The following is a 13,649-nucleotide window of genomic DNA, read 5'->3' as shown; positions in this document are numbered from 1 at the left end:
GCGGCCTCGGCCCCCGCGCCGCGCCGATTGCGCGTATCCAGAGAACTCACTCGACATGATTGACGCCCCTTGCCGTATCGATTTACGTTCCGGGCGTGTAACGATATTGAATGATGGTTTTGCGACGCCGATGCTACGTGACGACGACAGCCACCAGGATCAGACGATGCAGCCGCGTCGCGGCCGCGGCCGTCCGCGTGACGAGTCCATGGAACCGGCGATCATGCAGGCCGGCTGGGCGCTGCTGGCCGAGCGCGGCTATGCCGGCATGGCCTTCGAAGAGCTGGCCGAGCGCGCAGGGTGCAGCCGCCCTGCCCTTTACCGGCGCTTCGCCAACAAGCGCGAGCTGATCATCTGGATGCTCGACAACGCCGCCCGCGACACGGACCCGGCCCTGCCCGATCATGTCCCGCCACGGACCGTGTTGATCGAGAACCTGTGGGGCTTCGTGCGCCACCTGGGCGGGCCCGCCGGCGTCGCCACGCCCGAACTCAGCCAGGCCCGTCGCCGCGATCCGGAGCTGTCGGCCGCCCTCGACGCCCTCTACGAGCGCGAACGTCGCCCCTACATGGTCGCGCTGGATGCGGCGCTGAACGGAGCCCTGTCCGCCGACGAGGTTTCCGGCCTGGTCGACAACATGGTCGGCGCGGTGCTGTTCCGCGCCGGCCTGCAAAGCCAGAAGCTCAAGCTCGCCCAGGTCGAGCAGATCGTCGACCAGGCGCTGCTCGCCGGCCGCGCCATACTCAGGAAGCGGCCGGCGAGCTCGGCTTAGTGTCCGCCGCCCGGCGCGGCCGCGCGTGTCGGGCGCGGCGCCAGCCAGATCGTCGTCGCTGCGACCACGAACACCACGGCCGTGGTCAGGAACATCAGGTTGGTCGACAGCATCACGGCCTGGCTCTGCACCAGCCCCTCCAGCTGTCTTAGCGCCTGCTCGGGCGAGAAGCCCTGCGCCGTCATGCCCTCCAGCGCCGCCTGCGGCTGGTTCAACGCTCCGACCAGTTCCGAGCGCATGGCGCTGGCCTCGTTCTCCCACGACGTGGTCATCAGCGAGGTCGCGAAGGCGCCCGCCACCACGCGCAGGAAGTTGGCGATGCCGGCCGCGGCCGCGGTCTCCTCGGGGTCCACGGCGCCCAGGGCGATGCTCTGGGTCGGGATGAAGAAGAACGGCATGGCGAAGCCCAGCGCCAGTTGCGGCAAGGCGATGGCCATGAAGTCGGCGTTGGTGGCGAAGTGACTGCGCCAGATGGCGACGCCCGCCATCCAGAACACCCCGAAAGAAACCAGCGCCCGTGGGTCGCGCTTGGCGACCTGGCTCGCCACGATCGGCGACATCACCACCGCCAGCACACCCTGGAATGCGGCGGCGTAGCCGGCCCAGGTGGCTGTGTAACCCATGTTGGTCTGCAGCCAGAGCGGCAGGATCACCACGCTGGCGAAGAACGCCCCGAACGTCAGACTTAGCGTCGTGACTCCGACCGTATAGCCGCGGTGGCGGAACACCTTCAGGTTCACGATCGGGTTCTCGACCGTCAGCTCCCAGATCAGGAAGGCCGCGAAGCCCACCGCCGCCACGATCGCCAGGCCGATGATGAACGGCGAGGAGAACCAGTCGTGCTCCTTGCCGGTGTCGAGCATGACCTGCAGCGACCCGACCCAGAGGATCAACAGCCCCAGGCCGACATAGTCGACCGGCACCCGGCGGGTCGGCCCCTGGTGCTTCAGCAGCGCCCGGTAGGCCAGGAACGCCACCCCGAAGGCGACGGGGATGTTGATGAAGAAGATCCAGTGCCAGCCGATGGTGTCGGAGATCGTGCCGCCCAGGATCGGCCCGGCGATCGGCCCGACAACCGTGGTCATGCTCCACAGGCCCAGAGCCTGCGGCGCCTTCTCCTTGGGGAAGATCTGAAGCAACAGGGTCTGCGACATCGGCATGATCGGGCCGCCGCAGAGGCCCTGCAGCACGCGCGCGAACACCAGGAAGCCGAAGGTCGGCGCCAGGCCGCAGAGGATCGAGCAGACCCCGAACCCGACCAGGCCGAAGACGAACACCTTCACGGCCCCGAAACGCTGGGCCAGCCAGCCCGACAGCGGCACGGTGATGGCCTCGGCCACCGCGTAGGATGTGATGACCCAGGTGCCCTGGCTCGGCGAAACCGCCAGCCCGCCGGCGATGTGCGGCACCGCCACATTGGCGATGGTGATGTCCAGCACCACCATGAAGTTGGCCAGGCCGAGCAGCAGCCCGGTCACCAGCAGCGCCATCCCGGTCAGGGGCGCCGGCGTCGATTGGCTCTGGCTCACAGGCCCGGCCCCTTACTTGGAGATGTCGATCACGGCTTCCATGGACAGGCCGACGCGCAGCGGATGCTCGGCCAGTTCCTTGGGATCCAGGGTGATGCGGACGGGCACGCGCTGGACCACCTTGATCCAGTTGCCGGTGGCGTTCTGGGCCGGGATCAGCGCGAACGCCGAGCCTGTGCCGCCGCCAAGGCCGGAGACCTTGCCGTGGAACTTTACGCCCTTGCCGTAGAGGTCGCTGGTCAGCTCGACCGGCTGGCCGGGCCGCACCTTGCGCAGCTGCACTTCCTTGAAGTTGGCGTCCACATAGGCGGTCTGGATCGGCACGATGCTCATCACCGGCGCGCCGTTGGCGACCTTCTGCCCGACGACCACGCTCTTGCGGGCCACGACGCCGTCGACGGGCGAGCGGATGGTGGTGCGGGCCAGGTCCAGCTCGGCCTGGGCCAGCTTGGCGCGGGCCGCGGCGACCTCGGGGTTGCCTTCGGCGCTGGCGCCGGCGACCAGGGCGTTGGCGGCCTTCTGCTGGCCGGCGGACTGCGCCGCGGTGGCCTTGGCCTGGGCGAGCCCGGCCTGTGCGGCGCTCAGCGCGGCCTTGGCGGCCTGATAACGGTTCTCGGCCTGGGTCAACTCGTCGCCCGACACCGCGCCGGACGCCGACAGGTTGCGGCGGCGGCCGTACTCGACCTCGGCCCGCGCATAGTCGGACCTGGCGCTCGCCAGCATCGCCTCGGCGCGCGCGACGTCGGCGGTGCGCGCCGCGGTCTGGGCGCCGAGCGCCTCGTCGTTGGCGAAGTATTGGCCCACTCGGCGCTGCGCCTGGCCAAGCTCGGCCCGGGCGCGATCGACGGCCAACTGGTAGTCGGCCGGCTCGATGACCGCGATCACCTGCCCGGTCTTGACCACGCTGGTCTCGCCGACTGGCGCCTGCAGGATCGGTCCGGCGACCAGCGCCGTCACCTGCGCAGTGTCGGCGTTCACATAGGCGTTGTCGGTGGTCACATGGCGCGAACCGACCAGGAAATAGTAGAGCCCCCAGATCACGGCGCCGGCGAGGACCACCCCGCCCAGGATCATGAACAGGCGCTTGCGGCGCGCGCCGTTGGCGGCGCGCGACGGCGCGGGAGCGGCCGCTGCGGCCACGGCTTGAGGCTGGGATCCGATATCGTCGGGCATGGGAGACTTATCCGGGGGAGGACGGAAAGGATTGCGGGTCAGGCGGCTCTGAAGCCGCCGCCCAGGGCGCGGACCAGGGCCGCATCGAGGGTGAGTGCGCGAGATTCCAGGTCGGCGGCGGCCCGCCGCTGGAGGATCACGGCGTTCTCGGCGCTCAGCACCGCAGTGTAGGAGTCGAGGCCGCCCTCGTAGCGCATCTTGGCGATGCGATAGGCTTCCTCACCCTTGGCCAGCGCCTCGCGGGCGGCGGTCAGGCGGGTGGCCAGGGCGCGTTCGCTGACGGCGGCGTCGGCCACCTCTTTCAACGCCTGCACCAGGGTGGCGTCATAGGCGGCGACCGCGGCGTCATATTCGGCCCGCGCGCCGCGATAGGCGCCCGACAACCGGCCGCCCTGGAAGATGGGCAGGCTGAGCGCCAGGCCAGCCTGGCCGACGTCCGAGCCGCTGTCGGTCAGCAGGTCCAGGCCCAGCGATTGGGCGCCGATGAAGCCGGCCAGATTTACGTTGGGATAGAAGGACTTCCGCGCCACATCGATGCGCTTTCCGGCCGCTTCGGCCCGCAGGCGCGCCGCGGCGATATCCGGGCGTCGTCCCAGCAGGTCAGCCGCCAGATTGCTCGGCAGACCGAAGTCCTGGACTGCAGGCGCTTCGGGGCGGGTGATCGAAAGGCCGCGATCGGGGCCGGCGCCCAGCAGCGCGGCGATCTGGTCGCGCGCCAGGCCGACTTGCTCACGCGCCGCCGCCAGGTCCTGGTCGGCGCTGGCGAGACCAGATTCAGCCTGCCGCAGCTCGCCCGTATTGGCCGCGCCGTTCTCGACGCGCTGGGCGACGAGCTTGCGCGTCGCCTCGCGATTGGTCTGGGCCTGCACGGCCGCCTCTTGCGCGGCGAACGCCCGCGACAGCTCGGCATAGGCGCCGACCACCGAGGTCGTCAGCACCAGCCGCGCCTGGGCGGCGTCCATGTCAGCCGCTGTGGCCTCCGAGGTGGCGGCCGCCAGAGCCGCGCGGTTCTTGCCCCAGAGATCGAGGTCGAACGACAGGTCGAACGTCGCCCGGCCCGTGTCGTTGTAGCCCTCCGGCACGAAGGCCGGGGGAATGCCGTTGTTGTAGCTCTGCTTGGCCTGCGCGGCCTGGGCGTTCAGCGTCGCGCTGGGCAGCAGCGCCGCACGGCTCTGCTGGGCCCTGGCCTGCGCCGCCCGCACCCGGGCCTGCGCCTGGACAAGGCTTGGAGCCCCGGCCAGCGCCTCGTCGACCAGGGTGTCGAGCTGGGCGTCGCCATAGCTCTTCCACCACTGGTCGGCTGGCCACTCCACGGGAGGAGCCTCGAAACTCGAAGTTGCGGCATAGGCCTGCGCCGGCCTGACCTGGGGGGCTGGACCAAGGTCGGGAACGGCCGCGCAGCCCGCCAATAGGAGGGCCGCCGTCACGGGGGGAAGGATCAGGCGTGCCATGCCGCGTCTCGAGAAATCGACTGGAGTGACGCACGGTCTAGAAAACCGTACGGTACGGTCATATGTTCCTCGCACTGGACCTCGTCAAGCACAAACCGTACAGGATGGTCAGATGGTGACAGCCACGCCTCAGAGCAGACGGGAGGAGCGTCGGGACGAACGCCGCGACGGCATTCTCGATGTCGCGCGGGACTGCTTCCTGGCCGACGGATACGCCGCGACCTCGATGTCGACCATCGCCTCGCGCCTCGGCGGCTCCAAAGGCACGCTCTACAACTACTTCAAGTCCAAGGAAGAATTGTTCGAGGCCGTGATGCAGCGCCAGTGCGGCGCTCTGGCCGAGACGCTGTTCGACGTCGAACACGAGGGCGACGACGCGCGCGAGCGCCTCGAGCACTTCGGCGCGGCCTTCCTGAAGCTGCTGCTGACGCCGGAATCGCTCGGCATCCACCGGGTCGTGGTCGGCGAAAGCGGCCGCTTCCCCGAACTTGGCCGCACCTTCTACGCAATGGGGCCCAAGGTGATCCTCACACGGATGGCGGCCTATGTGTCTGATCTCATGGACCAGGGCGTCCTGCGCCGCGCCGACCCGTTCGTCGCCGCCCAGCAGTTCAAGGACCTGGCGATCTCCGGGGTCCTGCAGCCGCGAACCTGGGGCGTGATCACCGAAGACCTCACCGACGCCCAGATCGAGAGCCAGGTGAACACCGCCGTCGACACCTTCCTTCGCGCCTACCGGCCGGACTAGTCCCCTACCCGACCTTGGTCAGCGCCGGCGGCGGCCACTTGCCCTGCTGCGCCTCCGATGAGGGGCCATAGAGCCGGAAGACGACGTTGAACGGGCCCTTGGCCGGGCTGGGCAACCAGTTGGATTCCTTGTCCGGGCCGGGCGACGTCGCCTGCACATAGAGGGTCAGCGACCCGTCGGGCGCGAACTTCAGGTCGCTGCGGTCGCCCAGCGAGTACCGACGGATCGGGTTCTCGACCAGCAGCCGATCTGGCAGGTTGTACATGGTCACCGACCAGAAATACGCCGCTGGCGGCAGCTGCGCCTTGGTCAGGTGGACCTCGTAGCGGTTCGCGCCGTCCAGCGGCGCGCCGCTGGCGTCCCGCATCGTGCCGACATAGACCGCCTCCTCGGCCGCATTGCCGTAGATGCCCATGGCCGCGGCCACCGCGCGCTTCATGATGTAGTCGGACCCCAGTTGGTCTCGCGAACCGAACAGGCCGATCGAGCTGGTGGTCTTGGCGATCTCCGCCTCAAGGACCGCGGCCCCGTCCTTCGCCCCGCCCACGATCGCCTCGCGTACATCGGGGGTCTGGCCGGCGAGATCGAACGGCTTGCCGGGGCCCACGCCGACCTTGGCGAAGCGCGCCATCAACTCCATCTCCGCGGCCGGCGTCGGCTGGCTGAACTGCAGCAGGAAATTGAGGTAGCCGACGAAGTCCGGCCCCAGCGCCTTGGCCTTGTCCCAGGGCGGGAAGTTGATCGGCGGGGCCGGCGGCGGCGGCGCAGTCTTGGCGAAGGTCGAGAGCGGCTCCAGCTTGTACTGCGCCTGGAACGCCCGCAGCGCCGCGGCGTCCTGCGGCCCTGACATGCTCGTGCGGGCCAGGTTGACGACCAGGTCGCTCTCGGACCTCAGCACGCCGTTGATCCCGCGCGGCGTCGGACCGGTCCAGGCGGGACCGGCGATCAGGTAGCTGCCCGCATCGCGCCCCGTCGCCCGCACGCCGACATAGCCGAAGATCTGGGTGAAGAGGTCCATGAACTGATGGACGTAGTAGCGGCCTTGCGGGGCGGCCGGCACGCTCAGCACCCACGGCTCGGCCCGCAGGTCCAGCCACGCCCATGAATAGGGCGTGTCGTTGTTGGGCGTAACGATGTCCTTGTTGGCGGGCGTGAAGAACTGGCTGTAGTGGCGGAACTTGCCAAAGCCGGCATAGGCCGGGTTGTTCGGATCCTGCGTCTGGGTGACCAGGGTCTGGTAGTTCATCAGCCCCGGATAGGCGTAGATCCACGCCTCCTTGGCGATCGCCCTCAGATCCTCGGGCGCAGCCTTCCCGGCCGGTTCAACCGCCTTGCGGTCACACGCAGCCAGAACGCCAAGCACCGAGACGCCGCCGACCAGGACCGCAGAGCCCAACAGCCAGCGACGGGTATGCATTGGAAAAGCGATGGGGGAAGCAGGCATAGGGAGACCTCGTCGAACGGGTCTCCACACTCGCCTGCCCTGCCGCGCCCACGTAATCAGGGCGAACCCCGAGGACGCGCCATAGAGCGCTGGATCGCCTAGTCGGCCACCAGCCCGTGCATCAGGCCCTCGAGCGTGACCTGGATCAGCTCGTCGGTCGGCGCCCACTCAAACTTCGGACGCGCGATCATCATGCTGACCAGCCCGTGGCAGGACGTCCACAGCGCCTGGGCGGCGCTGTCGGCGGTGCCGGTGCGCAGGCGGCCGTCGGCGGCGATCTCGCGCACCACGCCGGAGAAGACCTGATAGCACTGGTCGCCCAGGTCGGCCGTCGTCGGCTCCTCGCCGATCACCGCGATCAGCCGGGCGGCGTTGCAGAACACCAGTTCGTAGGCGTTCGGATGCGCCAACCCCCAGCGCATGTAGGCGTCGAGCATCAGCTTGACGCGATTGGTCGCGTCCATCGGCTTGGCGGCGATCTCGGCGTTCCGCTCCAGAAGCTGGCGGATCGTGCCCTGGCAGATCTCCAGCAGAATGCAGCTCTTGTCGGGGAAGTGCATGTAGAGCGCCGTCGACGACACCCCGACTTCATCCGCGATCTTACGGATCGTTGCGCCCTCATAGCCTTCGGCCACGAAGATACGCTCGGCGGCCTCCAGGATCTCCGCCCTGCGGAGGTGGCCGTCGCCCTTGGGCTTCCGGGCTGAGCGCCGTGTCGTCACTGCGATGTTCACAGCATTCCTTCCGAGTCCGTCCTGTAACAAACGGAAACCAAAACTACCGAGGTTGCAAGCCTGGACTAATGAAAAGGCCTGACAATTCCAAGGCGTAAGGGCGCCCTAGCGGAAGCTTTCTCAAATCACGGGCTCACCCCGCCGATCGCCGCCCACGCAAGCGCGCCGCAGCGTTTCGCCGGCTCGGGCGTTTCCCCTGGGCAAACTCCGCCGTGGCGCTCGAATGCGCGCGCCGGTGGAACGCCGAATGGATGAGGGAGCGGACATGAGACTGCCCGACGACCAACTGCAACGCCTGGCGCTGCATAGCGCCTTCGGACTTCACCTCGTCGCCAAGTGGATGGCGACCCGCAGCGATGTCGATCCCGAAATTCGCGAACGCCTTTCGGTCCACATGGCCGCCCTCGACGGCGTGCTCTCGGCCAATGGCCACGACTGGATCCGCGAAGAGATCGAGGGCACGGAAGCCGCCCTGCAAGGGCGCTAAGACCTCGCAGGACTGGACCTGCGGGCCGCGAACCGGCTAGTGGGCGGCCATGACCAAGACCGCCCCTGTCGTCGCCGAACTGCCCGGCGCCATGCGCACCACCGGCTGGGCCGACTACGCCCTGCTGGACAGCGGCGGCGGCCGCAAGCTTGAGCGCTACGGCCCCTACACCGTCGTGCGCCCCGAGCCGCAGGCGATGTGGGATCCGCGCCTGCCGCAGAACGTCTGGGACAAGGCGGACGCGGTCTTCGATCCTTCGGACGAGGAGGACGCCGGCAAGTGGCGCTTCCGCGGCAAGCCCAAGGAAAGCTGGCCGATGGCCTGGGGCGACGTCCGCTACCACGCGCGCTTCACCGCCTTCCGTCACCTGGCGTTCTTCCCGGAGCAGGCCGCCAACTGGGCCTGGCTGGACCAACGCGTGCGCGCCCTGCCCGGCCAGCCCCGCATCCTCAACCTGTTCGGCTACACCGGCGTCGCCAGCCTAGTCTGCGCCGCCGCCGGCGCTCACGTGACCCACGTCGACGCCTCCAAGAAGGCCATCGCCTGGGCGCGCGAGAACGCGGCGCTTTCAGGCATGGAAGACCGCCCCATCCGCTGGATCTGCGAAGACGCCCGCCGCTACGTCCAGCGCGAGGTGCGCCGCGGATCGCGCTACGACGGCATCATCCTCGACCCGCCGAAATATGGACGCGGGCCGGACGGCGAGGTCTGGCGGCTGTTCGAGGACCTGCCGGAGCTTTCGGCCCTGTGCGCTGAGCTTCTCGGGGAAGACGCCTCCTTCCTGCTGCTCAACGCCTACGCCGAGCGGATCTCCGGCGCGGCCCTGTCCTCGCTTTGCTCCGCCAAGCTGGCTGGCCGCGGCGGGACCATCGACTGGGGCGAACTGACCTTGGTCGAGGACGCGGGCGAACGTCAGATCGGCATGTCCTTCTATGGCCGGTGGTCGGCATGAGCCGCGTCGTCACCTCGCTGACCAACCCGACCGTCAAGGCCGTCCGCGGGCTGCATCTGCGCAAAGAGCGCGATCAGTCGGGCCTGTTCGTCGCCGAGGGGCTCAAGATCGTCACCGAGGCGGTCGAACTCGGCCATGCGCCCCGCACCCTGATGTACGGCAAGGACGCCGAGGGCCATCCGCTGCTCAAGCGCGCCATCCAGGCGACCCTGGTCGCCCGCGGTGAGGTGATCGAGGTCACCCAGGACATCCTGGCCAAGGTCTCGCGCCGCGATAACCCCCAGGCCGTCGTCGCCGTCTTCGCCCAGACCTACGCCCCTCTGACCGCCCTCGATCCGGGCGCCGCGCCCTGCTTCGTGGCCCTGCACAGAGTGCGCGACCCCGGCAACCTCGGCACGATCGTACGCACCGCCGACGCCGCCGGCTGCGGCGCGGTGATCCTGGTCGGCGAGTGCTGCGATCCCTTCTCGGTCGAGGCCGTCCGCGCCACCATGGGCTCGATCTTCGCGGTCCCGATCGTCAAGGCGACCGAGGCCGAGTTCGCCGGCTGGCGCTCGTCGTGGCCGGGCTCTGTGGTCGGCACCCTGCTGAGCGCCGATGTCGACCATCGCCAGGCGACCTACGCCAAGCCGGCCATGATCCTGATGGGCAACGAGCAGCAGGGCCTGACGCCCGAAATGGCCGCGCTCTGCGACGTCAACGTCAAGATCCCCATGCGCGGCCGGGCCGACAGCCTGAATCTGTCGGTCGCCACCGGCATCATGATCTACGCCGCCACCTGACCCCATTTTCCGGGCCATCCGCGCTCTAAGGTCGTCTTGACGGCAATTTCCATAGCTATGTATATATCTAGCTATATTCTTCATCGCGGACGAGCGAGATGACTTCCGACACCCTTTCCGATCTTGGCGTCATGTTCCTGGGCAGCCGCCTGAAGCGCCTGGGCGACCGCCTGCAGACCGAAGCCGGCGCGATCCTGCAGGCCATGGACCTGCCGGTTCAGCCCGCTCAGCAGCCGCTTCTCGCCGTGCTCCGCCGTGAAGGCCCCCGCACCGTCGGCGCCATCGCCCAGCACCTGCGCATCAGCCAGCCGACCGCCACCCGCGCCCTGCAGGCGCTCATCGAGCAAGGCCTGGTCGAGGTCAGCAAGGACGTCCGCGACCAGCGGCAGAAGCTGTTGTCGCTCACCCCGGCCGGCGAAGCCCTGATGGACCGCCTGGAACAGGACCTCTGGCCCCGGGTCGAGGCCGCCGCCATCGCCCTCTGCGACGGCCGCGATCAGGAACTCATGGATGTGATCGGCAAGATCGAAGCCGCGCTCGACCGCCGCTCGCTCACAGAACGGACCCTGGCCCCCGACATGGCCGTTCGCGACTTCTCCGACGAGTTGGCCGAGGCCTTCTATGCGATCAACGCCGAGTGGATCGAAGAGATGTTCTCGCTGGAGGCCAACGACATCGACCTGATGTCGAACCCCCGTGCGCGCATCGTCGACCAGGACGGCGCGATCCTGTTCGCCGAAGCTGCAGGCCTCGGCGTCGTCGGGACCTGCGCGATCATGAAGGCCAAGGACGGCTGGTACGAACTGACCAAGATGGGCGTGTCGAAGTCCGCCCGTGGACGCAAGGTGGGCGAGTTCCTGCTCGCCAAGGCGATCGAGCGCGCCCGCGCCATGGGCGCCGCCGACCAGCTCTACCTGCTGACCAACACCAAGTGCGGCCCGGCCATCCACCTCTATGAAAAGCTGGGCTTCGAGCACGACGCCGAGGTGATGCAGCTCTTCGGCGCACGCTACGAGCGTTGCGACGTCGCCATGCGCTTTCGAGCCTAGGTTCCCCTCGGCTTGGCCCGCGCGGTCGGCGCGGTGTTGGCCGGGTCCTCGGGCCAAACGTGCTTGGGATAGCGCCCGCGCATGTCGGAGCGCACGTCCCGCCAGGAGCCGCCCCAGAAGCCCGGCAGGTCCTTGGTCGTCTGGATCGGACGATGGCCCGGAGACAGCAGCGACAGGGTGATCGGCACGCCGGCCACCCGCGGATGCTCCTTCAGGCCGAACACCTCCTGCACCCGGACATCCACGCGCGGCCCGCCGTCGGCCGCGTAGTCGATGGCGAAACTGTTGCCGGTCGGCGCGCTCCAGCGCGCGGGCGCGGAGGCCTCCAGCTTGCGCTGCAGCTCCCAGGGCACCAGCGCCCTCACCGCCCCGTCCAGCGCATCCGGCTTCAGCGCCGCCAGCGACCGCACCCCTGACAACAGCGGCGTCAGCCAGTCGTCGATCTTCGCCACCAGCGCCTCGTCGCTGAGATCGGGCCAATCCTGACCCTGGGCCCGCAGGAAGGCGCCGCGCTCGCGGAACGACCGGATCGCCTCGCCCCACGGCAACTTCGCCAGCCCCTCGGCGCGCGCGCGATTGGCCAGGGCCTGCCCGACCAGCGCCGGGTCGGGGTTCTCGTCGATCTCCTCGCGCACGGCGATGCGACCCAGCCGCGTCAGCCGCTTGGCGCGCAGCCGTCCGCCGCCGCTCTCCTCCAGCCGGTCTTCGATCTCCAGCTGGTCCTTGAACGCCAGGACCAGCTCGGCCTCGTCGACCGGCGCGGCCAGCAGGATGCGATCGCGCCGGTCGCCGCCGCCCATCTCGGCGATCGCCAGCCACTTCTCACGAGCCAGGGCGTCGGTGGGTTCGACAAACGCGCCCCGGCCGCTGACCAACTGGAACTCGCCGGTCCCGCCACGCGCCTTGGCCACCCGTTCCGGATAGGCGAAGGCCAGCAGCAGCCCGTCGTCCAGCGCCTCGCCCCTTCCCGGCTTGCCGGCCAGCGAGGCCCAGCGCTCGGCCAAGGTCCGCGCATCCCGGGCCCTCGGCGAGCGGTCGCGCGCCAGCACCTCGAGCCTGTGGCGCAGATCGGCGTCGCGCCCGCCCAGGCCGCGCTCGGTCACCAGAGCGGCGATCTGCGCCGCGCGCCCGGCCTGGCCAGTGGCGCCCGCCTTCAGCACCATGTGCGCCAGCCGCGGCGCCAGCGGGAACTCGCTCAGCGCCTCACCGTGCGCGGTCAGCACGCCGTCCTCGCTCAGCGCCTCCAACCGCCGCAGCAGCGCCCGCGCCTCGTTGAACGCCGCGGCCGGCGGGGGATCGAGGAAGGCCAGGTCCTTCGGATCGCGCGCGCCCCACCGCGCCAGGTCCAGCGCCAAGCCCGACAGCTCAGCGTCCAGGATCTCCGGGTCAGCGAACGCCGGCAGCGCCCGCGTCTCGGCTTCGTCCCACAGGCGATAGGCGACGCCCGGCTCGGTGCGTCCCGCGCGGCCGCGTCGCTGGTCCGCCGCCGCGCGGCTCACCCTCACGGTCGCCAGCCGCGTCAGGCCGCTGGCTGGATCGAAGCGCGGCACGCGGGCCAGGCCGCAGTCGATCACCACCCGCACGCCCTCGATCGTCAGGCTGGTCTCGGCGATGGATGTGGCCAGCACCACCTTGCGCACGCCTGGCGGGGCCGGAGATATCGCCGCGTCCTGCTCGGCCGGGTCCAGTGCGCCATAGAGCGGGGCGATCCGCACGTCGGATCGGCGCACCCGCTCGGCCAGCAGTTCAGCGGTGCGGCGGATCTCCCCCTGGCCCGGCAGGAACACCAGGATGCTTCCGGTTTCCTCGGCCAGCGCCCGCTCCACGGCGCGCACAGTCCGATCCTCCAGCCGCAGCCGCTCGTCGCGTCCGAGGTAGCGAGTATCCACAGGAAACGCGCGGCCCTGGCTCTCGATGACCGGCGCTTCGTCCAGCAACCGCGCCACCGCCGCCCCGTCCAGGGTCGCCGACATCACCAGGATGCGCAGGTCCTCACGCAGCACGCCCTGCGCATCGCGAGCCAAGGCCAGGCCCAGATCGGCGTCCAGGCTGCGCTCGTGGAACTCGTCGAAGATGACCGCGCCCAGCCCCTCCAGGCTCGGATCGGCCAGGATCATCCGGCTGAACACGCCTTCGGTGACCACCTCGATGCGCGTGCGGGCCGAGATCCTCGACTGCATACGGACGCGATAACCGACTGTTTCGCCGACCTTTTCGCCCAGGGTCTTGGCCATGCGCTCGGCCGCGGCGCGCGCCGCCAACCGCCGCGGCTCCAGCATCACGATCTTGCGGCCCGCCAGCCAGGGCGCATCCAGCAGCCGCAGGGGGACCAGGGTCGTCTTCCCCGCGCCGGGCGGCGCCACCAGCACCGCCGACGTCCGCTCGGCGAGCGCGGCCTGCAGAGCGGGCAAAATTTCCTCAACCGGAAGCATGCCGTGGTCTAGCCGCGCCTGCTCTTCAGGCCAAGGCGGCCGCTCATCGCGCAGGCGCCGGGTTTCGCGCAATCGGCTGGCGACGGCTTGGCGCTT

Annotated in this window: 12 protein-coding genes; 6 read left to right on the top strand and 6 right to left on the bottom strand. The window is 69.5% G+C overall.

Annotation, left to right across the window (positions count from 1 at the left end):
* Positions 1 to 130 precede the first annotated feature (130 nt).
* Positions 131 to 772, top strand: coding sequence for a TetR/AcrR family transcriptional regulator (locus tag ASC79_RS00905; RefSeq protein ID WP_056018335.1), 642 nt, complete (start codon positions 131 to 133; stop codon positions 770 to 772).
* Here ASC79_RS00905 and ASC79_RS00900 read toward each other — a convergent pair.
* Genes ASC79_RS00900 through ASC79_RS00890 form a run of 3 tightly spaced genes read right to left on the bottom strand, consistent with a single transcriptional unit; the run spans position 769 to position 4,925 of the window.
* A complete protein-coding gene (locus ASC79_RS00900; RefSeq protein WP_304437876.1) occupies positions 769 to 2,301 on the bottom strand; it encodes a DHA2 family efflux MFS transporter permease subunit in 1,533 nt (510 codons plus the stop codon). The genes ASC79_RS00905 and ASC79_RS00900 overlap by 4 nt on opposite strands.
* Positions 2,302 to 2,313: 12 nt before the next feature.
* Positions 2,314 to 3,474, bottom strand: coding sequence for an HlyD family efflux transporter periplasmic adaptor subunit (locus ASC79_RS00895; protein WP_056018331.1), 1,161 nt, complete (start codon positions 3,472 to 3,474; stop codon positions 2,314 to 2,316).
* A 38-nt stretch (positions 3,475 to 3,512) separates the two neighbouring features.
* Entirely contained in the window at positions 3,513 to 4,925 is a 1,413-nt protein-coding gene (locus ASC79_RS00890) for an efflux transporter outer membrane subunit (protein ID WP_056018329.1), read from the bottom strand.
* A 112-nt stretch (positions 4,926 to 5,037) separates the two neighbouring features.
* On the opposite strand from ASC79_RS00890, the gene ASC79_RS00885 reads away from it, so the two are divergent.
* The gene (locus tag ASC79_RS00885; RefSeq protein ID WP_056018327.1) at positions 5,038 to 5,673 is read left to right on the top strand and encodes a TetR/AcrR family transcriptional regulator; all 636 of its coding nucleotides are present in this window, start codon (positions 5,038 to 5,040) and stop codon (positions 5,671 to 5,673) included.
* A gap of 4 nt (positions 5,674 to 5,677) precedes the next feature.
* Here the strand turns inward: ASC79_RS00885 and ASC79_RS00880 are convergent, their stop codons facing one another.
* Positions 5,678 to 7,090 (bottom strand): DUF1254 domain-containing protein, encoded by a 1,413-nt coding sequence (locus ASC79_RS00880; RefSeq protein ID WP_056018325.1) that lies wholly within the window; start codon positions 7,088 to 7,090, stop codon positions 5,678 to 5,680.
* Between the two features lie 125 nt (positions 7,091 to 7,215).
* Complete coding sequence (locus ASC79_RS00875) at positions 7,216 to 7,851, bottom strand: TetR/AcrR family transcriptional regulator (protein WP_056018323.1); 636 nt, start codon at positions 7,849 to 7,851, stop codon at positions 7,216 to 7,218.
* Between the two features lie 265 nt (positions 7,852 to 8,116).
* Between ASC79_RS00875 and ASC79_RS00870 the strand changes: the two genes are divergently transcribed.
* From ASC79_RS00870 to ASC79_RS00855, 4 genes are all read left to right on the top strand, one after another.
* Positions 8,117 to 8,338 (top strand): hypothetical protein, encoded by a 222-nt coding sequence (locus ASC79_RS00870; protein WP_156378297.1) that lies wholly within the window; start codon positions 8,117 to 8,119, stop codon positions 8,336 to 8,338.
* 49 nt (positions 8,339 to 8,387) lie between these two features.
* The gene (locus ASC79_RS00865; protein ID WP_056018319.1) at positions 8,388 to 9,290 is read left to right on the top strand and encodes a class I SAM-dependent methyltransferase; all 903 of its coding nucleotides are present in this window, start codon (positions 8,388 to 8,390) and stop codon (positions 9,288 to 9,290) included.
* Positions 9,287 to 10,072 (top strand): RNA methyltransferase, encoded by a 786-nt coding sequence (locus ASC79_RS00860; protein WP_056020852.1) that lies wholly within the window; start codon positions 9,287 to 9,289, stop codon positions 10,070 to 10,072. Before ASC79_RS00865 ends, ASC79_RS00860 begins: the two co-directional genes overlap by 4 nt.
* Before the next feature lie 98 nt (positions 10,073 to 10,170).
* Positions 10,171 to 11,121, top strand: coding sequence for a bifunctional helix-turn-helix transcriptional regulator/GNAT family N-acetyltransferase (locus tag ASC79_RS00855; protein ID WP_056018317.1), 951 nt, complete (start codon positions 10,171 to 10,173; stop codon positions 11,119 to 11,121).
* Here ASC79_RS00855 and hrpB read toward each other — a convergent pair.
* Positions 11,118 to 13,553, bottom strand: a complete 2,436-nt coding sequence (hrpB, locus tag ASC79_RS00850; RefSeq protein WP_056018315.1) for an ATP-dependent helicase HrpB — start codon at positions 13,551 to 13,553, stop codon at positions 11,118 to 11,120. The two genes, ASC79_RS00855 and hrpB, sit on opposite strands and share 4 nt — an antisense overlap.
* Positions 13,554 to 13,649: the final 96 nt, after the last annotated feature.

It is taken from the genome of Phenylobacterium sp. Root1290 (genome assembly GCF_001425305.1).
Taxonomy (GTDB): Bacteria; Pseudomonadota; Alphaproteobacteria; order Caulobacterales; family Caulobacteraceae; genus Phenylobacterium.
Note: the sequence above shows the minus strand (reverse complement) of the source record. Positions and strands in the feature narration are given on the sequence as shown.